A 22,193-nucleotide genomic window follows, 5' to 3' on the forward strand; every position below is an offset into this window, starting at 1 on the left:
TATGTTCCTCGTTATAACGTTATTTTTGTGGATAACGGTCTTTGAGTTCTTGTACATCGGCATCGGTCAGCGTTTTAAACCCAAGCGGTAATAGGGTGAGATATAAACGCGCCGTATCTTCGAGTTCTTCGGCATTAAAAAATGCTTGTCTTAGGGTCTTCCCGCCCACAACAGGGCCGTGGTTTGATAACAAAACTGCAGAATGTGTTGTGGCTAATTTTGCAATTTCTTCCCCAATTTTCGGGTCACCTGGCGGCAAATATTCCACTAAAGGTAACTGGCCAACTCGCATCACGTAATACGGTGTGATGGGGGGTAAGCAATTGGTTTTATCTACATTTTCTAAGCAAGATAACGCCGTTAACCACGGTGAATGTAAATGGACGACCGCTTGGCAATCAGGGCGCTGCTCGTACATTGCCATGTGCATGGAGACTTCTTTGGTCGGTTTGTCGCCATCAATCCAATTGCCTTTTGCATCTAATTTGCTTAAACGCTCAGGGACAAGGTCACCGAAACTCGAATTAGTCGGTGTCACAATGATTGTGCCGTCTGGCAGTTTGGCGCTGATGTTGCCTGCGCCGCCGCTGCTGTAGCCCCGCATGAACATCGATTTTGCCCATTCGCATAATTCAACACGCAGTGCTTGTTCTGCACTCATAAATACATCTCCTGCGCTTCTTGGAAGAAGTTTTCTTGGCCAAAATTACCTGATTTCAGTGCTAACCAATCACCACTTAAGCGGTCTTTTACCCATGGCACACCAGGAACAATCGGGGCACCAATACTAAGTTGTTGTGTACCAAGGCTTTGTACGACTTTTCCAGAGGTTTCACCCCCTGCAATAATGAAGGTATTAAAGCCTCGTTGCTTTAACAGCGAAACAACTTCACCAAAGAGTTTTTCCACACTTTCACTGGATTGTTGCATACCGTACTGCTGCTGAACTTGCTTCAACTTGTCCGCTGGTAATGTGGCATACAGCATAGGTGCTAGCGGGTTAGATTGATGTTCAACCACCCATGCAGATAACGTTTTGGCGTAATCTGGATTTGATAAACACTCGCCTACATCTACTTGACGGCTTGGGGCAATGGCGGCGTAAGTATTGACTTGCGCATTGGTCATTTGCGAACAGCTACCTGATAAAATAACGGCCTTGCGCTGCGTTGTTGCTGGTTTTTCCCCTAATGCAGTATCACGCTGCCAAGCGATGCCTGTTTTCACGGTTGCGATAGCGGCACCTAAGCCAGATCCCCCAGTTAATAACGGTAAATCTTTTGCGGCTTGGGCAATCGGTAATAGATTTTCCATGGTGATGGCATCAGTGATGGCATAGCGTACACCTTGATTTTGCAATGCGGTTAACTGCGTTTTAATGGCATCAGCCCCTTGCAAAACAGTGACTAAATCGACTAACCCTGCTTGCCCTTGAGATTGCTTTTCCATCACGCGTAATAGATTGGCATCAGTCATTGGTGTGACAGGGTGGTCTTGCATTCCACTTTCGTTAAGCAATTTGCCATTCACAAACAGGTGACCGTGCACGACTGTACGGCCATTTACAGGCAGAGCAGGGGTGACTACCGTGATATCCGCTTTTAATGCCTGCATAAGGGCATCGGTCACAGGGCCAATATTGCCTTTTTCTGTGGAATCAAAGGTTGAGCAATATTTAAAAAAGATTTGACGGCAACTCGCTTGCTTTTTTAGCCATTGGCAGGTGTTTAATGAAGCGCTAATCGCTTCATCTACAGGGCATGAACGGCTTTTAAGGCTGACGACAATGGCGTCAACATCTTGCGGGATCACGGTATTTTCATCAGGTTCATTCAGTAGTTGCACCACTTTCCAACCGCTTTGCACCATAAACCCCGCGATGTCTGTTGCACCTGTAAAGTCATCTGCAATTACACCGAGTTGAATACTCATTTATCCCCCTTCCCAGGTAATTGAATGCCTTTAAAGGTTTTGATCACCGCGCTATCATCTTCACCACCAAAGCCTTCGTTGCTTGCTGCCGTAAACATTTGCAGTGCAGTTGATGCCAACGGAAGTGGGAAATTCAACGCTTTTGCTGTTTCCATCACAAGACCAAGGTCTTTGACGAAAATGTTCACGGAAGATTTTGGTGAGTAATCACCGTCTAGTACGTGCTGCATGCGGTTTTCAAACATCCATGAATTGCCTGCTGCGTGGGTGACAACGTCGTACATGAGGTTTAAATCAATACCCGCTTTTGCAGCAAGTGCCATACTTTCAGCGGCAACAGCAATGTGAACACCAGCTAATAGTTGGTGGATGGTTTTCACCGTTGAGCCCATGCCGATGTCTTCACCAACTTGGTATAAGCGTTCAGTCGTCGCGTCAAAAACAGGTTTGAGGGCAGTAAATAACTCAGATTTTCCAGATGCCATCACGGTAAGCTTGCCGTCGTTGGCTTTAATTGCACCGCCAGAGATTGGCGCATCCAGCATTTGAATTTGATATTGTTCGAGTTTTTTCTCAATTTGCTTGGCTTGTTCGGCGGCGAGTGTGCTGTGTAAAACCACAATCGTTCCCGGACGCAGCGCTGCTGCTAATGGAGTTTCCCCATTAAATAAAATTTGCTCAACTTGTTTTCCATTAACAACCACGAGTAAAACAGCGTCTAGTTCATTGGCATATTCTGCCGCGTTTTTACCGACTTGTTTTGCACCATAGGCTTTTAATTCGTCGCATGCGGCGGTGTTAATGTCAAAACCGTAGGTTGGTACGTTATTTCTAATCAGGGATTTTGCAATACCCATCCCCATTGAACCGAGTCCAATAACGGCAACATGATTAATCGATTTCATCGTACTCTCCTGATGTTGTGAATCTTTGTTATTGTGATACATGATTACACGATAAAATTCACATTCGAATGATGGTAATCACATAAATTTTATTTTTATCGATAAAGATTATTCTATTAATTAATTGTTTTTATTTGGTTTATTTATTTTCTGATTGCTTTTTTACTTCACATTTAAATGTGAAAAAATTTGTGATGTTTATCACTTTATTCACAAAATGGCACAGGCGTTACTTTAATTAAACTGCTTTCTTTATTGATTTGTTTATTTATTGATCAATAAAAATTTTTCCTAATTAGATGATAATTAAAAGAAAATTAAAATAGTGTTTTTGAGAACAGTGTTCTGGAAGGTTAAGGAATGATGGAGGGTTTTGTAATATTATCGCATCACACATTAATGGTAATCATGAGTTTTTTCTTGCTATGCCGAAAAATAACACCAACTCAAAGGGGGATCATTTTAGGAATTAAATCGGCCTTAAGTTTGCCATGACGGTATAAACCAGAGTCACAATAGAAATGACAATCCATGTGAATAGTGTCTTTTTTGTTTTTAGATTTTTAATTGCCCATTACTGGATGTATATGATGGATTGGTCTGTAAGAAAAAATAGTCAAAGTGATGGAAGAGAATAAGTTTCTACTATATCAGTATTAAAGAGTAATTCAGTGGAGATGATAGGTAAAATTGCAGATAAAAGTATTATGCTTATTATGATTTCCATAATAACTAGTTACATTACTCGATAATATAATTAACCTTTAAGCTACAATTGTTCTTTAATTTTAATAGGTTAACGATAGGTTTCTATAGGTTTAGATGATATTGATAAACTAAATAATGATATTGTGACGGCCCGCTCATTTCACTTTAATTAATCAACCCATTGTATTTTAAGGTTATTAATTTATTTTTAGAAAAATTTTCTCTAAATTTGTATAAAGTCATCGATTTTTAGAAAAAATTTTCTATTTCCCTATGGCATATTCCTTTTAGCAACAAATATAAATAAACACTTCGTTATCTTTCTATGATTGGGTTTTTAATAATGACTAAGAATATTGCTACAATTTTAATCCATGGTGGGAAACAGCAAGATACCGTTAATCATGCTATTTTCCCTGCAATCACAACCGCAAGTACCTTTGTTCAACAGAGCTTAACGGAGCATGGTGAATACTGTTATTCCCGTTGCAGCAACCCGACACGCTACGCTTATGAAACGTTATTAGCTGAAATTGAAGGGGGAACCTATGCAACAGCAACCGCTTCAGGGGTTGCCGCTTCAAGCTTAGTATTAAACTTATTACCAAAAGACTCCCATATTATTGCCATGAAAGGCGTTTATGGTGGAACCTTTCGTTTATTTGAGCGTGTTGCAACTGAAAATTGTGGTCACGAAATAGATTATGTTGACTTAAATAACCTTGATGAGGTTGCAGCTAAAATAAAAGGTAACACTCGCTTAATATGGATTGAAAGCCCAACTAATCCGCTACTTGAGTTAGTGGATATTACAGCAGTTTGCGCATTAGCAAAAACGCATAATATTTTGACGTGTGTGGATAATACATTTGCAACAGCATGGAACCAAAAGCCATTAGAATTGGGTGCTGATATAGTGATGTTATCGGCAAGCAAATATATTGGGGGTCACTCAGATTTAATTGGTGGTGCTGTTATTACCCAACGTGAAGATCTTGCAAGTCGCCTTGATTTTCTAAAAACTACGCTCGGTGCAATTGCTTCTCCTTTTGATTCATACCTCGCATTACGTGGCTTAAAAACATTGGCATTACGCATGTCAGCACAATGCAGCAATGCACAGCAAGTTGCAGAATATTTAGCTACGCACCCGAAAATTGAACACGTTTATTACCCAGGTTTACAATCACACCCACAATATCAGCTATGCAAAACGCAAATGCGAACTGGCGGGGCGGTGGTGACAATTAAATTAAAAGGCGATATTGAAGACACCAAAAATTTCTTATCTAAAGTCACTTATTTTGTGCTAGCAGAATCTCTCGGTGGTGTGGAAAGTATGGTAAACCACTCAGCGACCATGTCCCATGGCTCAATGACGAAAGAAGAAAGAGAAAGTATTCATGTTTACGATACGACATTGCGTTTATCGGTAGGCATTGAAGATATTAATGATTTATTAAATGATTTAGAAAAAGCATTATCTTAATTAAAATCAAAATAAACTATAATAAGAGAGCATCCCATGAATGATTATGGAATTTGGACCATTGTCACTCCAATGGTCACGATACTTTTAGCCATTTTTACACGCCAGGTTATTTTATCTTTATTATTGGGAATATTAGTCGGGTTTACCGTTATTAATGATCATAATATATTATTAGGAGTTAACGGAACACTTGATGGAATAATTAATACATTTGCATCACCAGGAAATACAAAAACAATCCTATTTATGGTTATGATAGGTGGCATTATGCGACTTGTCGTAGTCACCGGTGGTGTTAGGTCACTCGTTAGATTATTGACTAATAAAACCAAATTAATAAAGAATAGAAAAGCCGTTCAATTAATGGCGATGATTATTACATCATTAATTTTCATCGAAAGTTCAATTAACCAATTAATTGCGGGTGCGTCAACAAAAACACTCGCGAAGAATTACGGTGTTTCGCCAGAGAAAATGTCTTATATCGTGCAAACATCCTGTGTATCAGTGTGCTCGTCAGCGATGATAAACGGCTGGGGTGCAGCGATGATGGGGGTGATCGGTGTCCAAATTTCAAAAGGTTTTATTACCGGTGAGCCATTTGAGATTTTAGCGGGTTCGATGGTGTTTAATATTATGGCATGGTTTTCTTTAGCATCTGTTTTATTTTACATTTTCTCCAATTTTTCCTGGGGACCAATGAAAAAAGCTGAACTACGTGCTCATGAAGAATCGTTAACTATCTTATCTGAGGAACACTCGGAGCAAGATGATGAAGATATTATTGAACATCCAAATTGCCATACATCTTTAAATTTCTTTATTCCTATTTTATCCACAGTATTAATGGTGCCAGTTGCTTTATATATCACGGGTAATGGGGACTTTAGTAAAGGCAGCGGCTCAACATCCGTTTATTGGGGCGTCATGTTTGGAACCTTAGTTTCATTTGTGTGGTTCTTAGCTCGCCGTGTTTTAAATATCGAAACATTTTTTAAAGAGTTATACATCGGCTACGCGAGTATGGTGAAAATTAGCTCGGTGATGATTTTAGCTTTCTTGATGGGAACTGTTTCATCCGATTTAAATACAGGGGCTTATATTGCTACAGTGACTTCAGGTGTTATTTCCCCGGGCTTCTCAATTGGCTTTATTTTCTTAATTAGTGCTTTGATGTCATTAGCAACAGGGACATCGTGGGGGACATTTGCCATTATGATCCCAATCGGTGTGCAACTCGGTATTTCTGTGGGAATGCCAGTGGAATATATGATTGGTGCTGCTATTGCGGGGTCTATTTATGGTGATATGACCTCTCCAATTTCCAGTGATGCAATTGTGGCCTCCATGGCAACGGATTGTGACCATATTGAACATATTCGGACACAAATGCCTTATGCCACGGTTACCGCCGCATTTGCGCTGATGGTTTACCTCTATTTAGGTTTCACATATTAATCGGGATTATATTCAAATGAGTATACAAGAAAGGCTTTCAGCAATAGCAAAAATTGACTTATTACATACGGCAACGCCATTGATGAAACTGAATAATATATCTGAATATCTTGGTCGTGAAATTTATATTAAACGTGATGATATGACCCCCCTTGCCATGGGGGGCAACAAATTGCGTAAGTTAGAGTTTATTATTGCCGATGCCCTTCAGAAAAAAGCCAAGGTATTAGTCACGGCTGGAGCGATACAATCTAACCATGTTCGTCAAACGGCAGCGATTGCTGCAATGTACGGTTTAGAATGTGTCGCATTATTGGAAAACCCGCTGCAAAGCGGGAATTCCTTATTTTTAAATAATGGCAATAAACTCCTGACGGATTTGTTTAATACTCGCTGTTATTTTTGTGAAGAATTAACTGACCCTAATATGCAGATGAAAGAATTAATTGAATCATTGGGGCTAGAAAATGCATATGTTGTGCCCGTCGGTGGCTCGAATGCTTTAGGCTCACTGGGTTATGTGAGTTGTGCTTTGGAAATTGCACAGCAAAAGCCAAAAGAGATTGATTTTGCTGCGGTGATTGTTGCCTCAGGTAGTGCGGGGACTCATGCAGGATTGGCGATGGGGTTACAGGCCGTGTTACCGCAAACGCCCATTATTGGTGTGACCGTTTCACGCACGGTTGAACAACAGCAGCCTAAAATTGAAAAGCTACAACATGAAATTGGTGAGTTATTAAACCTCGTTGATTTTCCGAGTGTACAATTATGGGATCAATACTTTTCACCTGCTTATGGAGCTCCAAATAATAAAGGGCAGCAAGCCATTGAGTTATTAGCGCAAAAAGAAGGTATTTTACTCGACCCTGTATATACGGGGAAAGCGATGGCAGGGTTAATCGATAATATTTTAAAAGAAACCATTGAGGGCAATCAGCCGCTTCTCTTTATTCATACTGGCGGTTCACCTGCTTTATTTGCTTATTCTGAAATCAATGTAGCAAGTATTTAAACCTATATTAAGAATGTGATGTACCTATGAAGATTAATACTAAAGTTATACACGGTTACCCAATGACGGATAAATATACGGGAAGTTCATCTATTCCTTTGTACCAATCGTCAACTTATTCGCAAAGTAATATTGAAGAAAATTATGCGTATATTTATTCGCGTTTTTCAAATCCAACTCGTGATGCACTAAGCGAAGCTATTTGCTCAATTGAGAATGCGCAATTTTCTGAGGTTTTTTCATCGGGTATGGCTGCAATTAGTGCGGTCCTATTAGGGTTTAGTCAGGGAGATCATATAATTGCCTGCAAAAATATTTATGGCGGCACTTTTCAGTTAATGACTGAATTTTTACCTCGCTATGGTATTTCAGTGACATTTGTTGATGCGACAGACCCTAAAAACTATGCAGAAGCAATACAAGAAAATACCAAGGCATTCTACATTGAAACACCATCTAACCCGACACTGCAAGTCACAGATTTAAATGCAGTTATTGGCTTGGCAAAAAAGAATAATTTAATCACCGTATGTGATAATACGTTTATGACGCCGTTGTTGTCAGATGTGATTTCACTGGGTATCGATTTTTCTATTAACAGCGCCACCAAATTTATTAATGGGCACAGTGACGTTATTTTAGGGACGGTTGCGACAAATAACGCCGAATATGCAAAATGGCTACACAAATCCGCGGTGGCTATTGGCAGTATTGCAGCACCATTCGATAGTTGGCTGACAATGCGCGGTTTAAAATCAATGGCAATGCGAGTTGAGCGTTCTAGTGAAAATGCGCAAAAGCTTGCAGAATATCTGAACCAGCATTCGAAGGTAAAAACAGTATTTTATCCAGGTTTAGTTTCACATCCAAATCACCACATTCATATGCAGCAATCTAAAAATGGCGGAATGGTTGTATCCTTTGATTTAGGTAATGAAAAGAATGTGAAATTATTTTTAGATGCGATTCGTATTCCATTGGTCGCCGTTAGCTTAGGGGGAATTGAGTCAATTATTTCTTATCCTAAGATTATGTCCCATGCTTGTATCCCTGAAGAGGAACGAATTGCACAAGGTGTAACAGATGGGTTGCTACGTTTTTCGGTTGGTTGTGAAGATATTAGTGATTTATTGGCGGATTTAGATAACGCGTTATCGACGTTATAGCCAGAAGGCTTAATTTTTATTCCTCACTAAAATAGGTAAGACAATGAAATGTAAATTGTATCTTTTAGATATGGGCTTTTCGGACAAAAATTACCAAGGCGAAACCTTTTTTTGCCCAGATTGTACAATGCTAGAGGGAATACTGGCCAAGAATCCGAATTTAGCCAATTTTATTGAGGTAAGCTATATTCCTTTCGAGAAACCGCGAGAAGAGTTAGTGAGCCTTTGTGGTGAAGCAAATCAATCTCTACCTGCTTTAATATTGCCTGAAGGTATAACTTCTTCTTACCAAACAGGCTGTTATAAAAATACGGCTTATATTTCTGATTTAAACCAAATCATTGATTTCTTAGTGGATACTTATCATATCGCTAAGAAACATCCATAATTAAGACTAGCGCCCTAATGTTTTATAGGGCGCTTTCCATTGAATAAATAATAATACCAAGAGATTACAGATGAAGTTCTTTATTTGCTGGTGTTAATTGGGCTTCTTTTTGCAAGTATTTTAAGGTTTCTGTTGCCAATAACGCAGCGCCTTCATAAAAATCACAGCCACTTTCTAATTGCATTTTCTCCAAGTAACGATATACCCATGGTAAAAAATGAATTTCCAATAAATCATTCAGTAGTTCAGGTTTATTTTGGATGACCCATGCCGTTAATAAAAACAATAACCCCACATGGTCTTCTGGCTCACTGGAATTTAATTCAATATTAATTTGGTTGTTACGTAACCACGCTCTTAGTTCAAGAGTTGAAATACCAAATAAAACATTTTCTTTATCAAGATAGACTGAGCCCCAAGGCGGAGCAGGGAGCGCATTAGGGCCAATAAATAACCGCTCATAGGCTTCTTTTAGTGATTCAGACTGCTTAGCTTGGCCTTGAAATAACCGATCAATCCGTTGGCAATCATAATGTGCAGTGAGAGGCCATTCGGTTAGCCACTCGCTTGTGCTAAATAACGTAATGAGCCTGTTAACACGAGGGTCTGAAGGGTCATATGAAAATAGTGCGCCTAACGTTTGGGTGCACAGAGACATGTCATCTAATTGTTTTTGTTCCATACTGATTCGCTTCGTTTTTTAATTTCACTAAAATGGCTGAACTATTTGAATTTTAATAAAATTGAAGGGTAGACTTTAGATTATACTCGTTTGTATTGATAACAACATATTGATTTTTTGATTTTTTTACCTCCATAACGAGAAACTAAATATTGGCAACGAGAAGAGGGGGAAAGTATCCCCCTCATAAAGAGTCGTTAACCCGCCACAGCCATGCCAACGGTCATATGTAAACCGTAGAAAATCCCCCGGCCAATGAGCTCACCAAATATGACAAGCAAAACAGCAACCAATAAGCTGATAACTGATGGATTTCTCATTTTAACGTGAGGGTATAACCAAAAAGCCAAACCAAGAAATAAGCAGACGGTTCGCCATCCCATCAGTGAAGCATAGTCAGGAACTAACTGACTGGCTTTTTGTACGGAGCTTTGAATCGAACCGAGTTCATACCCTTGAGCGGTGACTAAAATACAGCTTGCAATAATACCGACAATGCTAATGAGGGCAAAAGAACGAACCCTGTTAATATCATAGCTAGCGACGCGTAATAGAAAAATGGCTAAGGCAGGGCCTGCAATTAAACTCGTTAGAATAAATTGCAAACTACCATATTGATTAAACCATGTTGGTACCGTTTCAATTTGATAAACGCGGGAAATTGCATAAATAAATAATGCCGCAGCAAACATGGTGACAATCAACCAAATTTGACCAAGTGCTTGAGGCATTTTTTTGAGAAATGAAATAAGCCAATATAATCCACCTAAAGCAAAAAAGGTGGCGCCGCTGACAATTTCATTACTTAATGCAGAATGTCCTACACGTATCATAGAATTAAAAGCGCGTAATGGTGAACCCATATGTAACATGGATAATAAAAAGCCAATACCCATTAACAACCATAGCCCAAACATGCTCATCACGATTTGGTGGTGTTGCTGCGTAGAAGGTTTAAGTTGTAAAACAAGTGCCATTAAAATAAAAGCACCCGCAACTGTTTGCCCAATAACAGTAAAGAGAATTAACGGATATTCATGTAAGCCAGCACCCATTTTATACCTCCTCCGGATTTGCGAGATAGCCCGTGGTATCACCAACAGGACGGCAATTAGCATTAAGATTTAAAACAATGTTAGGTTGGGTGTAATGTGCGGGCGGAAGAGGGGCAATTTCATTAATATTGCCATATTTTTCACGTAGCTCATCAATGGGACCAAAATCCAACGCACGTAGTGGGCAAGATTCAACACAAATCGGTTTTTTACCTTCAGTGACGCGTTCAAAACAGCCATCGCATTTAGTCATATGACCTTTTTCAGCGTCGAATTGTGGAGCGCCGTATGGGCAAGCCATATGACAATAACGGCAACCAATGCAAACACTTTCGTCAACGACCACAAATCCATCTTTACGTTTATGCATTGCACCGCTTGGGCAGACTTTTGCACAGGCAGGGTCGTCGCAATGATTACAAGAAATGGATAAATAATAGGAAAAAACATTTTGTTGCCAAGCACCATTTTGCTCTGTCCAGTCACCACCTGCATATTCATAAATGCGGCGAAAATGCACATCAGTCGATAAATTTTTGAAGTCTTTACAGGCAAGTTCGCAGGTTTTACAGCCCGTACAACGTTGTGTATCTATATAAAAACCATATTGTTGTGACATAGCGGGCTCCTTACAGTTTCGCAATTTCGACTAAATTAGTGTGTTGCGGATTTCCTTTCGCAAGCGGTGATGGGCGCTGCGTTGTCAGTACGTTGATACATCCACCTTGGTCTACTTTCGCACCAAACATATCCGCATCTAGCCAAGCACCTTGGCCCATTGCTGTTACGCCAGGCATAATTCGAGGTGTGACTTTGGCCGGAATATGTACTTCTCCTCTGTCGTTATATACTTTCACAATATCACCTTGTTCAATCCCACGGGCTTTAGCATCAATAGGGTTGATCCAAATTTCTTGGCGACAAGCTTGTTTTAAAATATCGATGTTGCCGTAGCTAGAGTGTGTTCTGGCTTTATAGTGAAAACCTGTCATTTGGAGTGGGTACTTCTCGCTTAATTTGTCTTGATGTCCCTCAAATCCTTTTGCATAGATTGGTAGTGGATCGATAACATCATCTGGGGACAGCTCCCAATTCTTTGAAATTTCCGCGAGTGCTTCCGAATAAACTTCAATTTTTCCTGATGGCGTTTTCAGTGGGTTAGCTTGTGGGTTATCACGAAATTCTTTAAAACCAATTACATGTTCATCCGGGCATTTATGTTTGAAAATACCAACCGTTTTCATTTCCTCATATGTTGGCATGTCAGGGAAACGCTCGCGGCTTTTTTCGCAGAGGTATTTAATCCATTCATGCTGAGTACGGCCTTCGGTAAAGGTTTTTTCAACATCTGGACCTAAACGTTTTGCAATTTCAGATAAAATTTCATAAATCGGTTTACGTTCAAATTTCGCGCTAGTGGCGGGTTGCCCTAATATCATATAAGACATGTTCCCTGCGGATTCGCTAGGGATTAAATCTTCTTGCTCAGTTGGCATTAAATCGGGCAGTAAAATATCGCAATATTTTGCTGATGCAGTCATAAAATGGTCAATGCCAACAATCATTTCGCATTTACTGTCATCTTGTAAGATTTCATGAGTACGTGCAATTTCGCTATGTTGGTTAATTAACGTATTGCTGGCATAGCACCATAAAAATTTAATTGGCACATCCAGCTTATCTTTTCCTTTGATGCCATCACGAGTCGCGGTCATTTCTGTTCCGCGCTCAATAGCATCAGTCCATGTAAATACGGAAATTTGGGTTTTTACGGGGTTATCGAGCATAGGGAACCATTCAACGCCTGAGTCATAAGTGCCTTCACGACAACCTGAATTTCCTCCGCTAATTCCTACATTGCCTGTAATAATGGCTAGCATTGCGATGGCTCGTACGGTTTGTTCACCATTTGAGTGACGCTGTGGCCCCCAACCTTGCACGATATAAGCTGGTTTAGCTTGCCCAATTTCACGCCCGAGTTTAATAATTTTATCTGCGGGGATCCCTGTAATGGTTGAGGCCCACTGTGGTGTTTTAGCCACACCATCAGCTCCAGTACCTAAAATATAGGCTTTATAATGTCCATTACGAGGGGCTGAAGGGGGAAGTGTTTTTTCATCGTATCCCACGCAATACTTATCAACAAAAGCTTGGTCAACCATATCTTCGGTAATAATGACGTAGGCTAATGCAGCGGCTAAGGCTGCGTCAGTACCTGGGCGTATTGGCAGCCATTCATCTTCACGGCCCGCAGCTGTATCGTTATAACGTGGGTCAATCACTATCATCCGTGCATTTGAACGTTCACGGGCTTGCTCGACATAATAAGTGACTCCACCACCACTCATTCGAGTTTCAGCGGGATTATTACCAAACATCACAACAAGTTTGGTATTAGCAATATCATCAGGGCTGTTGGCTTCCTGTGAACCATAAAGATAGTTCATACCTGCTCGAATTTGGGCGGTACTATAACTACCATAGCGGCTTAAAAACCCGCCGCATGAATTCATTAAACGATAAGGGACGTTAGAGTTGGTGATATTACCGCCATCAACACCAGTACCATACAAAACGTGGACAGCCTCATTGCCATAGTTTTTTAATGTATCACGCAAGCTATCGCCAACGATATCGAGGGCTTCTTCCCATGAAATTCGGGTAAATTTACCTTCACCTCTTTTACCCACGCGTTTCATTGGGTATTTCAATCTATCAGGGTGATTCATTCGACGACGAATTGAACGACCACGCAAACATGCACGAACTTGGTGGTTGCCATATTCATCGTTACCTGTGTTATCAGACTCGACCCAAAACACTTCATCATCTTTAACATGGAGTCGAAGTAAGCAACGACTTCCGCAGTTTACTGTACATGAACTCCAAACAACTTTGTCTTCAGTGGAAGTTGATGAAGAAGCGTTATTCATTGCTTTTGCATTAAAAGGGAGAGACAAGTTACCAACAGCTGCAAATAACCCACCTGCAGCGCCAGATTTCACGACATTGCGCCTTGAAATAGGGCTATTTAATAGTTTATTTTTTATATTCATTGAGATGACCCTTAATGACCATACTAAGTGTATGGCTTTCAATGGATCATCTTAGTCTAATAGTAAGATGATTTTTTGCGTAATATCAATTAATTAATATTTTATGGCGTGGTAACTTACGGGTAATAAAAAATTTTCATTAAAAAAAATTAAGTTTTTAATGTGTTGATAATAAAGGAATTTAATTTAAGGTGATTTGTGGCTTTAATCGTTTATTGTTAATGGTAAGTTGTGATTGGAAAATATTTCTCTATTTTTAATGATTGAATGCAAAATAGAGAAATATTTTATCTATAGGCTAAATAAATAATTATCTTTATTTATGTGATGTGACTCCGCTTATAAGGGATTTCACTCGGCTTATTATAGGTGTTTTTTATTGTTTTAATATGAATTTTCAATAAAACGTATTAACAGTAAGCTCGTTTTTTTATTAATCAATTAGAAGAAGTTTTTTGCAATAATAGAGTGAATGGTTTGGGTAAATAGAAGAAAGAATAAAGATAACACCGAATATGTTGATATTCGGTGTTACTGAGGGAATTAGGTGCGCTTTGTTATTGGCTTAATGGTTTTCGATTGCATTTCCTGACGTTCAAACCAGCGTACACGTAAAACATCGTATACCAGATTAAATGCATAAGTATAAAATAAGAAAAAGGCAAAAAAACCAACTTCTAAAATAAACGCATCCCAGAGCGTCATCTTTAATAATAAAGCCAACATTGGGACACCTAAAACAACGAAACTTAATTCGAAGCCAACAGCATGGGCAATACGTACTTTTGCAGATCTTGGGCCTTTTGATAAAGGCCAAAAACGGTCAAATAGCATGTTATAAAATAGGTTTAATAACATCGCGAGTGTGGAAAGTACGATCGCCACTGTTCCCATTTGGAAAATTGAGCGTCCTAAAACCCATGCACTGACCGGTGCAGTTATTGCAATCGCAATGACTTCGAATGAAACTGCGTGAAAAATTCGTTCAGTTAATGTTTTTGTATACTTGCTCATAACAACCTCAAACTTATAGCAAAATAGTGTATTAGTAAAAAAACAGGTGCAATTATTGGCGATTTTTACTATATATACAAAATGGCAGCCATCGATAAAACCGATACCTTATGAACTATTCCATTGAAACATTGCGTACCTTTGTAGAGGCGGCATCGCTAAAATCATTCTCTGCGGCAGCAAGGAAGCTCAATAAAAGTCAGTCCACGATCAGTAGCACGATAAGTGGTTTTGAGGATGATATGGGTTTTGTGTTATTTGACAGACAAGGGCGTGAATCTACGTTAACACTGGCAGGGAAAAAAGTGTTGAGCTTGGTTGAAGATATATTATCAGCGGATGAGCGTTTGCAAGCATTAAGAGTGGAATTATCGCCTGATATAGAACCACAATTAAGCTGCGCTTTTTCAGATATTTATCAGCCACCTCATGCTGAGCATATTTTAACAACACTAAATAGACAATTCCCTCATATTGAATTTGAATTTCTAATTGCAGAAAATAATGCGGTTATTGAGATGATTCAAAACCAGCAGGCTCATGTTGGAATGATGGAGTCGAGGACTGAATATCCTGCCGATATTTCTTTTTCACGTCTGCCTATTCAAGGTGAGCTTGGATTATATGTATTAAAAACGCATCCTTTAGCATTAGAAAAGGAGGTGACTTACCAGCATTTAACCATGACTCGTCAATTACGTTTGAGTAGCAGCAGCCAAATGATTATTAACAGCGAAAAAAATTGGCTAGCACCAAATTATTTATTGCTATTGGAAATGGCAGAGCAAGGCATTGGTTGGGCTATTTTACCCACATGGTTAGTTAAACAATTTGGTCATAATGTGTTAGTCAGTCTTAATTATGATTTATGGCCACGAAAGATTGATGTTGACTTAGTTTGGTCTAAAAATAGTCCTCCTGGTAAAGCAGGCTATTGGTTAATCAATAAATTATTGGCTGGAGAGGTTTAATATAGGTGTTATTTAGTATTAATAATGTGTATTAAGAACATCATATTTAGATTAAAAATCTAAATACTTCATGTAACAAAATGTTATCTTGTAAATAAACGTAATACTATTTTGATAATAAGACTCATGTGGCTAACCTAAATAAAACAAGTTCTGTTGTTAGCGTTAATTGAGAGGAAGAAAATGAAAAAATTATTAGTACCTACATTATTTGCTGTTGTATCTACTATGTCATTTGGTATTCATGCCGCTACAACTCAAGCTGTCAGTCAAGCTCAGAGCGCAGAGCATAAATTAAATGCTTATGAAGAAATTATGGTTGGTAAAGTTTGGACAACGACGGAAGCGTTGGACCAAGATAAAAAAGCTGTAAGCGCTGATGATAAGCAAGTGGCTAACTTCTTTGGCTTAGCTGAGTATTACCCTGATGGTACATTTAATATGACCACTTTCGATGGTAAACCGAAAATGAAAGGGGATTGGTCGTTTGATGAAAATGGAAAAACGCGTTCATTAACGGCGAAAAATGATAAGGGTGAAGTATTATTTACCCGGGTTGTTGAAAACGTCACAGTGACACCAGAAGAATATACTTACCGTATTTACCCTGAACAAGATAGCAAAGATAAGTACTTTGACATTGTTCATAAAGTTAAAAAATAGCTTTTAATTAATGCCGCCGAGTGCGGCATTAATTTTGGCGTAATATTGCAATATTTTTTATTTAAAACAGGTTTCTGCCCAACGTGCTAATCCAGCAGTGACGGAGCCAAAATCGTCGCCTTTTACAATCGGGATATTAGGAAGCTCTTGAGTAATAGCTTGGTGTAATATCGGCGAGCGAGCACTTCCTCCCGTGACAAAAACGGCATCAGGTTGTACACCACCTTGAATAACCGCTTCTTTCACCAGTTCAATCATTTTACTTTTGGGTGATTCAATAGACTCAACCATTTGGTCATAATGAATATTCACTTCTAATATTTCGTTCATTAGATTAATTTTCGCTAAATATTCAGTGCTATTTGATAAGGCAATTTTGGCTTCTTCCGCTTTACGAACAAGGCTATAACCTAATGTTTGGTTATAAACTTCCAGCAAACGAGCAATCTTTTCTGGTTCTTTGGCATCTTGTTTTAAGCGGGTGAGTGCTAATAAATTTGGCCTTGAATAAAATTCCTTTTGAGCTTCCACATTGTTAATGGCAATTGGGTTCCAAAATTGCAAAAATGGCATCTTTAGTCCTGAGAGTGATTGGCTCTCCATGCCAAAAGATTGCATTAACTGTTTTAAGGCAAGATAAATATCAAGATCATTTCCGCCTACACGTTGACCACTATGGGCTAATAACGATTGCGTTCTATCTTTAGTACCGCGGTAGCTAGGCCCCATTTGAATTAATGAGCAATCGGTTGTTCCACCGCCAATATCAACGACTAGGATTATCTGGTCATTATTTAGCGTTGACTCATATTCTAAACCCGCTGCAACGGGTTCAAATTGAAAGGCAATATTATGAAAGCCAGCCCGTTTTGCTGCGCGATATAAAATAGCTTCTGCTTGCTGGTTGGCCGTTTCGCCCCCACGGCCATGAAAGTTAATTGGTCGTCCAATAACGGTATCTGTAATCTGATTTTGTGTACTGATTTCAGCAGTATTTTTTATATTACACATCATGGCGCAAACCAAATCTTCAAAAAAGCTTATTTGTGTTTCATGTAAACCTGATGCGCCTAAAAATGACTTTGGCGATTTGACGTAATAGACATCGCGAGGGTCTTGTAAATATAAATCCAATGCAGCTTGACCAAACACAATGTCTTCAGGGGCTAAATCAATGCCTTCTTCTTGGTTAAACGCTATCGACCTTCTTAAAATTTGTTGCCCTATATCATTGGAAGGTGAAATTTTGCAATGGCGAAATAAATGTTCAGAGACGGATTCCCTCGTTGGCGCGCAAAGCGTCGATGGAATGTAAGCATGCTCACCCTCTAAAGGTAATAATTTAGGTACGCCATTTTCCATTATTGCGACAGCACAGTTGGATGTTCCATAATCAAAGCCAATAAACATCTCGCCTCCAAAAACTAAGTGACCAACGAAAAAAGGGGAAAGACTTTATATCAAGCGGCTTCGAATTACTATCAGAATAATAATTTTTATCCTGTTCTGCATTTAGCTCAAGGAAATCAGGGGAAATTCACGCTATTCTCATAAAATAAGCAATAATGAGACTGGGATGTTACGGAGAATAAATGAGCAACCAACAAATAGAATTAATGTCGACAATTACCTGCCCTGAATGTGGGAAATCTGAAACGGAAGAAATGCCAACGGATGCATGCCAATGGTTTTATGAATGTAAACATTGCGGCGTTTTATTGAAACCACTAAAAGGGGATTGCTGCGTTTTTTGCTCTTATGGTTCAGTTAAGTGCCCACCAATCCAAGAAGCTGCAATTATGGGTTCTCCCTCTTGCTGTTGCCAAAATTCAGATAGTTGCAAATAAAAATAAAGTCCCATGGCAGTAGGTGATCTTTAGTAATTGGTTCGCCAACTATTAGTAGTCACATTAACGTTACATGGGCTTTGTTGTTTTTTTTGAAAAAAAAGTAAGTCTAAGTATCACTAAAGCTATTAAGTATAAAGTTTATATTTGATATATGTGTTTCTTATTTTTTATTTAAGTTAAATTATAAATAAGAAGAGTAAAATATTTACGTTTTGTTAATTGTTGCAATATTTCTTCCAAAGAATATTAAAGTCATCATTTGGAAACTCTTTCTCATCACTGTCGATTAATGGAATGGAAACCACATTACGCCCATCTTGATGCAGGTATGTTTTAACAACAAATCGCTTAAAGCTATAAGTGTTTTGTGCAGTAAAAATAAGGACTTCTCCACAAACATAACCTAACATACCATGGTCTAGAGTTTCTCTTATCTCATGATATTTAACATTTTTATATTCTGCAGTCTTCGGAAAAGCTAAGAAGTCTTCCACTGCTTTTTGTGATTTAGAAACAATGTCTAAATCCGGAGTATAGTTACTCACAACGCCGCCAATGAAGGATGCGCCAGCAATAAGCCCCACGACTAAAAATGAAAATATTTTATTTCTCATAGTGTTTATTTCTATATGTAGTTATTTTAATTTTCCTAATGAACACGTAAATAAAGAAATACATAATAAGTAATATATATAAGTTCTATGGCTAAATTACTTGCATTTTTTACGTGCGCATATATAAGGAATGCTGATTGTATTAAATCTAGCATAAATTTTTTTTAAGTAATATAGGAAGGAAATAATGACAATCAATAAGAAACGAAAAATTACACATTTAAATAAATTGTCATTCTTTTGAGAAAGGAAATATCACTTAGTGATAGATTAACATGTATTAATACCTAACGTTAGTATTATTAAGGTTTAGAAGTAATGTTATTATTATTCATGATTTTTGCCATTTGAATGGCTTCAATAAGTTGTGCCCGATTAATCCGTGGGCTATTGCTATCGAGTAGAGTTTGCCAGATTCGAATGGCCTTATCATAGTCTGCATTCATAAATGCATCAGATGCAAGCAACATGAGTGCGGTCACTTCATTATTATCAAGACTGAGTGCTTTATTAATAACGGCTAAGGTATCATCTGTCAGGTGCTGGCCAGCTTGATAGTATAAAACAGTAGCAATAGCCGAATATAGTTGTGCATTTTCACCTGTATATTTTAAGGCTCTCTGGTAGGCAATTAGCGCATTATCAAAGCTATTTTGGTATAAATAATACTCCCCAAGAATTGCCCAAAGTTCACCATTTTTAGGGGATTGGCGAATATCATTTTGTAGGCGTAATAGGTCATTTTGTTCTTGTTCTAATGGCGTAAAGGCGTTTATGGGATCGGTAATACGTTGGTATTCATCATAAGTTAATTGAAAGCGGGGCAATAAAAAATAGCTTGCCGTAATACCTGCGAATAATACGATGAGTAAAGCATTGAGCTTGCGATTCCATGTGGTACGGTTTGGGTTTATTTCAGGTATTTCCAATAATTGCTCTGATTGGCTTACTGATGATTGTGGCGACCCTTGTTTTCGTTGGGTACGAATGGCGCGTATTAGGTAGTAAGAAATCAGACAAAATGCAAAAAAAGGTAATATCCAAAGAATGGCGGTGGTGAAATTAATAGGCGGATTGTACAGGACAAAATCGCCGTAGCGGTCAGTCATATATTGTACTATTTGGGTTTGGCTTTTTCCTTCAGACACCATTTTATACACTTGATGGCGCATACTGACAGCGGTAGGGGCGTTAGACTCTAATAGATTTTGATTTTGGCATTGAGGGCAGCGCAGTTGTGAGGCAATCTGCAAAGAATATTCTTGTTCTTCAGCAGAATTAAATTGCCAAGTATCGACAATTTGCGCATTTGCGACTGCTGAAATCAATAATAAAAATAGGGCGCGTAAGAGGTTAATCATGTTTTTTTCGCCCTCGAATCCAACCAAATAGCAGTCCTAGGCACATTAATATGCCACCGGCCCATATCCATTGAATACCATCTTGCACATAAAAGCGCATTGCATAATGTTGGTCACTGGTCTTTTCACCGAGCACAACATACCAGTTACGTAGCCATCCCCAGTTGATGCCAGGCTCTATCATTAATTGCTGACGAGCCAGATAAAAACGGCGCTCTGTCATTAAATCATGTTGAAATTGGTTCTCTTGAGTAATATGGATAATGGCTTTTTCAGTGGTGTAATTCGATTGTGCCGCGAGTTGTAAATCGGCAAATTTAAATTGATAGCCTGCCAATGTGATGGTTTGCCCAACCGCCAGATTAATGCTGGTTTCTTGACGACTACCGACTGATAAGGCAATACCTGCAGCAAAAATAACCACGCCAGTATGCGCTAATAAAGCCGGAAGCTGTTGGCGGATCATTTGGAAGGGTTTTAACCATAAGACCAATAAAACAGCCGTTAATAAACTACACGCGGTAGCGATAATAATACCTTGTGGCGCTAAAACTAGGCCAAGCAGTAAGCAGAAAAGTGCAATATAAAAAATACGTCGTTTTTTCTGATTGGGATTAAATGCATTTAATGTGATTACCAGCAACATTAGAATGCCAAATGGTAATAATGTCTGGTTGAAGTAAGGTGCGCCAACTGAAATTTTACCCCAGCCAAATAACGTATAAATCATCGGGTACAAGGTGCCCGTAAGTACAATAAATAACACCGTGACGAATAGGATTAATGTAAGTAATAAATAAACTTCGCGCTGTGTTTTTCCTTGATGCGTACTGTCAGCAACTTTGGCCTTCCACCCATAGATAAGTAAGCTGGTGAGGCTTAAAAAACTGAATAATATAAAGAGAGGAACGGCTCTTACATTATCTAATGCGAAAGCATGTACAGACATTAAAATACCGGAACGGACAATTAGCGTTCCTAATAATGAAAGAATAAATGTTGCGATAGCGAGTAATATTGACCAATGGCGATAAAGCCCATTTTTTCGTGATGCGGCTAAGCTATGAAGGAGTGCAGTAGCACTGAGCCACGGAAGTAATGATGCATTTTCGACAGGATCCCAAAACCACCATCCACCCCAGCCCAATTCGCTATAAGCCCACCATGAGCCAAGGATGATACCGAGAGTGAGTATACACCAACTTGGTACAAGAAAGCGCCAGCAAACCCAAGCGGTTGTTGTATTAAAGGCATTAGATAAGAGCGAGCCAATGACTAAAGCACAAACTAGAATTAACCCGCTATAACCTAAATAAAGAAGTGGGGGGTGTAAGATTAAGCCCCAATGTTGCAGCATTGGGTTGAGGTCACGCCCTTCAATTGCAGGAGGAAAAATACGAGCGAAAGGGTCGGAGTACAACACGATAAACAGCAATAAAGCCGCATTAACAATGGCGAGTAAGGTCAGCGTTAATGAAAATAATGGGTGCTTTTGCTGGCGGTAGCGCCACGCAAATAAGGTACTCCAAGCTGAGATAAACAGTAACCAGAGGAATAATGACCCTTCGTGTCCACCCCAAACGGCGGCAATTTTAATAGATAACGGAGAGAGTCGGTGGCTATGTTGAGCAACATAAACCACCGAAAAATCACTGTTAATAAAACTGACGGTTAAACAAATATATGCACTGAGTAATAGGATAAACTGCAAAGATGTCCAAAGCACGTTCTGAGACATTTGCCTCGGAACGTGTCTGAAGTGACCAATAAACCCAAATAGTGCTTGGAAACTGGTGAGACCCAGCGCCAGCACAAGGCAGATGAAACCCACTTCTGGGAGTATTAGTTCCAATTATCACCTTTATT

At 39.0% G+C, this 22,193-nt stretch carries 20 protein-coding genes; 8 read left to right on the plus strand and 12 right to left on the minus strand.

The genetic code is table 11. From position 1 onward, the window contains the following. Window positions 1-19 precede the first annotated feature (19 nt). Genes otnC through ltnD form a run of 3 tightly spaced genes read right to left on the minus strand, consistent with a single transcriptional unit; the run spans window position 20 to window position 2,837 of the window. Entirely contained in the window at window positions 20-661 is a 642-nt protein-coding gene (gene otnC / locus J6836_RS01885; RefSeq protein ID WP_219246279.1) for a 3-oxo-tetronate 4-phosphate decarboxylase, read from the minus strand. Continuing rightward, window positions 658-1,932 (minus strand): 3-oxo-tetronate kinase, encoded by a 1,275-nt coding sequence (gene otnK / locus J6836_RS01890; RefSeq protein WP_219246280.1) that lies wholly within the window; start codon window positions 1,930-1,932, stop codon window positions 658-660. Before otnK ends, otnC begins: the two co-directional genes overlap by 4 nt. Further along, a complete protein-coding gene (ltnD, locus tag J6836_RS01895) occupies window positions 1,929-2,837 on the minus strand; it encodes an L-threonate dehydrogenase (protein WP_219246282.1) in 909 nt (302 codons plus the stop codon). Before ltnD ends, otnK begins: the two co-directional genes overlap by 4 nt. A 1,051-nt stretch (window positions 2,838-3,888) precedes the next feature. Between ltnD and J6836_RS01900 the strand changes: the two genes are divergently transcribed. Genes J6836_RS01900 through J6836_RS01920 form a run of 5 tightly spaced genes read left to right on the plus strand, consistent with a single transcriptional unit; the run spans window position 3,889 to window position 9,061 of the window. Further along, window positions 3,889-5,034: a trans-sulfuration enzyme family protein gene (locus J6836_RS01900; protein WP_219246284.1), complete on the plus strand. Its 1,146-nt coding sequence runs from the start codon at window positions 3,889-3,891 to the stop codon at window positions 5,032-5,034. 36 nt (window positions 5,035-5,070) lie between these two features. Beyond that, window positions 5,071-6,495, plus strand: a complete 1,425-nt coding sequence (locus J6836_RS01905; RefSeq protein WP_219246286.1) for a Na+/H+ antiporter NhaC family protein — start codon at window positions 5,071-5,073, stop codon at window positions 6,493-6,495. Between the two features lie 16 nt (window positions 6,496-6,511). After that, entirely contained in the window at window positions 6,512-7,507 is a 996-nt protein-coding gene (locus tag J6836_RS01910; RefSeq protein ID WP_219246288.1) for a D-cysteine desulfhydrase, read from the plus strand. Between the two features lie 26 nt (window positions 7,508-7,533). After that, window positions 7,534-8,673: a trans-sulfuration enzyme family protein gene (locus tag J6836_RS01915; RefSeq protein WP_219246290.1), complete on the plus strand. Its 1,140-nt coding sequence runs from the start codon at window positions 7,534-7,536 to the stop codon at window positions 8,671-8,673. Between the two features lie 43 nt (window positions 8,674-8,716). After that, the gene (locus J6836_RS01920) at window positions 8,717-9,061 is read left to right on the plus strand and encodes a DUF3088 family protein (RefSeq protein WP_219246292.1); all 345 of its coding nucleotides are present in this window, start codon (window positions 8,717-8,719) and stop codon (window positions 9,059-9,061) included. Between the two features lie 64 nt (window positions 9,062-9,125). On the opposite strand, the gene dmsD is transcribed toward J6836_RS01920, so the two are convergent. The 5 genes from dmsD to J6836_RS01945 form a co-directional block, all read right to left on the minus strand. After that, the gene (gene dmsD / locus J6836_RS01925; RefSeq protein ID WP_219246294.1) at window positions 9,126-9,743 is read right to left on the minus strand and encodes a Tat proofreading chaperone DmsD; all 618 of its coding nucleotides are present in this window, start codon (window positions 9,741-9,743) and stop codon (window positions 9,126-9,128) included. Window positions 9,744-9,940: 197 nt separating this feature from the next. Further along, a complete protein-coding gene (locus J6836_RS01930) occupies window positions 9,941-10,798 on the minus strand; it encodes a DmsC/YnfH family molybdoenzyme membrane anchor subunit (protein WP_219246296.1) in 858 nt (285 codons plus the stop codon). A gap of 1 nt (window position 10,799) precedes the next feature. Further along, window positions 10,800-11,417: a DMSO/selenate family reductase complex B subunit gene (locus J6836_RS01935; RefSeq protein WP_219246298.1), complete on the minus strand. Its 618-nt coding sequence runs from the start codon at window positions 11,415-11,417 to the stop codon at window positions 10,800-10,802. A gap of 10 nt (window positions 11,418-11,427) precedes the next feature. Beyond that, entirely contained in the window at window positions 11,428-13,854 is a 2,427-nt protein-coding gene (ynfF, locus tag J6836_RS01940; protein WP_219246300.1) for a selenate/tellurate reductase subunit YnfF, read from the minus strand. Window positions 13,855-14,397: 543 nt separating this feature from the next. Further along, on the minus strand, window positions 14,398-14,868 hold the full coding sequence (locus J6836_RS01945; protein ID WP_219246303.1) for a multidrug/biocide efflux PACE transporter: 471 nt from the start codon (window positions 14,866-14,868) through the stop codon (window positions 14,398-14,400). Window positions 14,869-14,978: 110 nt separating this feature from the next. Here J6836_RS01945 and J6836_RS01950 point away from each other — a divergent pair, with 110 nt between their 5' ends. Next, window positions 14,979-15,839 (plus strand): LysR family transcriptional regulator, encoded by an 861-nt coding sequence (locus J6836_RS01950; RefSeq protein WP_219246304.1) that lies wholly within the window; start codon window positions 14,979-14,981, stop codon window positions 15,837-15,839. Window positions 15,840-16,022: 183 nt separating this feature from the next. Continuing rightward, the gene (locus J6836_RS01955; protein ID WP_206082785.1) at window positions 16,023-16,502 is read left to right on the plus strand and encodes a DUF4822 domain-containing protein; all 480 of its coding nucleotides are present in this window, start codon (window positions 16,023-16,025) and stop codon (window positions 16,500-16,502) included. 57 nt (window positions 16,503-16,559) lie between these two features. On the opposite strand, the gene yegD is transcribed toward J6836_RS01955, so the two are convergent. After that, window positions 16,560-17,912: a molecular chaperone gene (yegD, locus tag J6836_RS01960; protein ID WP_219246306.1), complete on the minus strand. Its 1,353-nt coding sequence runs from the start codon at window positions 17,910-17,912 to the stop codon at window positions 16,560-16,562. Between the two features lie 182 nt (window positions 17,913-18,094). On the opposite strand from yegD, the gene J6836_RS01965 reads away from it, so the two are divergent. Further along, window positions 18,095-18,349 carry a GDCCVxC domain-containing (seleno)protein gene (locus tag J6836_RS01965; RefSeq protein WP_219246308.1) on the plus strand — a complete coding sequence of 85 codons (255 nt, stop codon included), beginning with the start codon at window positions 18,095-18,097 and terminating at the stop codon, window positions 18,347-18,349. 218 nt (window positions 18,350-18,567) lie between these two features. Here the strand turns inward: J6836_RS01965 and J6836_RS01970 are convergent, their stop codons facing one another. From J6836_RS01970 to J6836_RS01980, 3 genes are all read right to left on the minus strand, one after another. Continuing rightward, entirely contained in the window at window positions 18,568-18,966 is a 399-nt protein-coding gene (locus tag J6836_RS01970) for a hypothetical protein (protein WP_219246310.1), read from the minus strand. A 302-nt stretch (window positions 18,967-19,268) separates the two neighbouring features. After that, entirely contained in the window at window positions 19,269-20,327 is a 1,059-nt protein-coding gene (gene nrfF, locus J6836_RS01975; protein ID WP_219246312.1) for a heme lyase NrfEFG subunit NrfF, read from the minus strand. After that, window positions 20,320-22,179 (minus strand): heme lyase CcmF/NrfE family subunit, encoded by a 1,860-nt coding sequence (locus tag J6836_RS01980; protein ID WP_219246314.1) that lies wholly within the window; start codon window positions 22,177-22,179, stop codon window positions 20,320-20,322. The genes nrfF and J6836_RS01980 overlap by 8 nt, the downstream gene beginning before the upstream one ends. Window positions 22,180-22,193: the final 14 nt, after the last annotated feature.

It is taken from the genome of Providencia sp. R33, from assembly GCF_019343475.1.
Classification (GTDB): Bacteria; Pseudomonadota; Gammaproteobacteria; order Enterobacterales; family Enterobacteriaceae; genus Providencia.

Excerpts from the sequence above, each read along its gene's own strand:
- dmsD (WP_219246294.1), bottom strand. The coding sequence starts at position 9,743 with ATGGAACAAAAACAATTAGATGACATGTCTCTGTGCACCCAAACGTTA.
- J6836_RS01900 (WP_219246284.1), top strand. The coding sequence starts at position 3,889 with ATGACTAAGAATATTGCTACAATTTTAATCCATGGTGGGAAACAGCAA.
- J6836_RS01965 (WP_219246308.1), top strand. The coding sequence starts at position 18,095 with ATGAGCAACCAACAAATAGAATTAATGTCGACAATTACCTGCCCTGAA.
- J6836_RS01935 (WP_219246298.1), bottom strand. The coding sequence starts at position 11,417 with ATGTCACAACAATATGGTTTTTATATAGATACACAACGTTGTACGGGC.
- J6836_RS01970 (WP_219246310.1), bottom strand. The coding sequence starts at position 18,966 with ATGAGAAATAAAATATTTTCATTTTTAGTCGTGGGGCTTATTGCTGGC.
- nrfF (WP_219246312.1), bottom strand. The coding sequence starts at position 20,327 with ATGATTAACCTCTTACGCGCCCTATTTTTATTATTGATTTCAGCAGTC.
- J6836_RS01950 (WP_219246304.1), top strand. The coding sequence starts at position 14,979 with ATGAACTATTCCATTGAAACATTGCGTACCTTTGTAGAGGCGGCATCG.
- J6836_RS01915 (WP_219246290.1), top strand. The coding sequence starts at position 7,534 with ATGAAGATTAATACTAAAGTTATACACGGTTACCCAATGACGGATAAA.
- J6836_RS01910 (WP_219246288.1), top strand. The coding sequence starts at position 6,512 with ATGAGTATACAAGAAAGGCTTTCAGCAATAGCAAAAATTGACTTATTA.
- J6836_RS01955 (WP_206082785.1), top strand. The coding sequence starts at position 16,023 with ATGAAAAAATTATTAGTACCTACATTATTTGCTGTTGTATCTACTATG.
- ynfF (WP_219246300.1), bottom strand. The coding sequence starts at position 13,854 with ATGAATATAAAAAATAAACTATTAAATAGCCCTATTTCAAGGCGCAAT.
- yegD (WP_219246306.1), bottom strand. The coding sequence starts at position 17,912 with ATGTTTATTGGCTTTGATTATGGAACATCCAACTGTGCTGTCGCAATA.
- otnC (WP_219246279.1), bottom strand. The coding sequence starts at position 661 with ATGAGTGCAGAACAAGCACTGCGTGTTGAATTATGCGAATGGGCAAAA.
- J6836_RS01945 (WP_219246303.1), bottom strand. The coding sequence starts at position 14,868 with ATGAGCAAGTATACAAAAACATTAACTGAACGAATTTTTCACGCAGTT.
- J6836_RS01920 (WP_219246292.1), top strand. The coding sequence starts at position 8,717 with ATGAAATGTAAATTGTATCTTTTAGATATGGGCTTTTCGGACAAAAAT.
- ltnD (WP_219246282.1), bottom strand. The coding sequence starts at position 2,837 with ATGAAATCGATTAATCATGTTGCCGTTATTGGACTCGGTTCAATGGGG.
- J6836_RS01905 (WP_219246286.1), top strand. The coding sequence starts at position 5,071 with ATGAATGATTATGGAATTTGGACCATTGTCACTCCAATGGTCACGATA.
- J6836_RS01930 (WP_219246296.1), bottom strand. The coding sequence starts at position 10,798 with ATGGGTGCTGGCTTACATGAATATCCGTTAATTCTCTTTACTGTTATT.
- otnK (WP_219246280.1), bottom strand. The coding sequence starts at position 1,932 with ATGAGTATTCAACTCGGTGTAATTGCAGATGACTTTACAGGTGCAACA.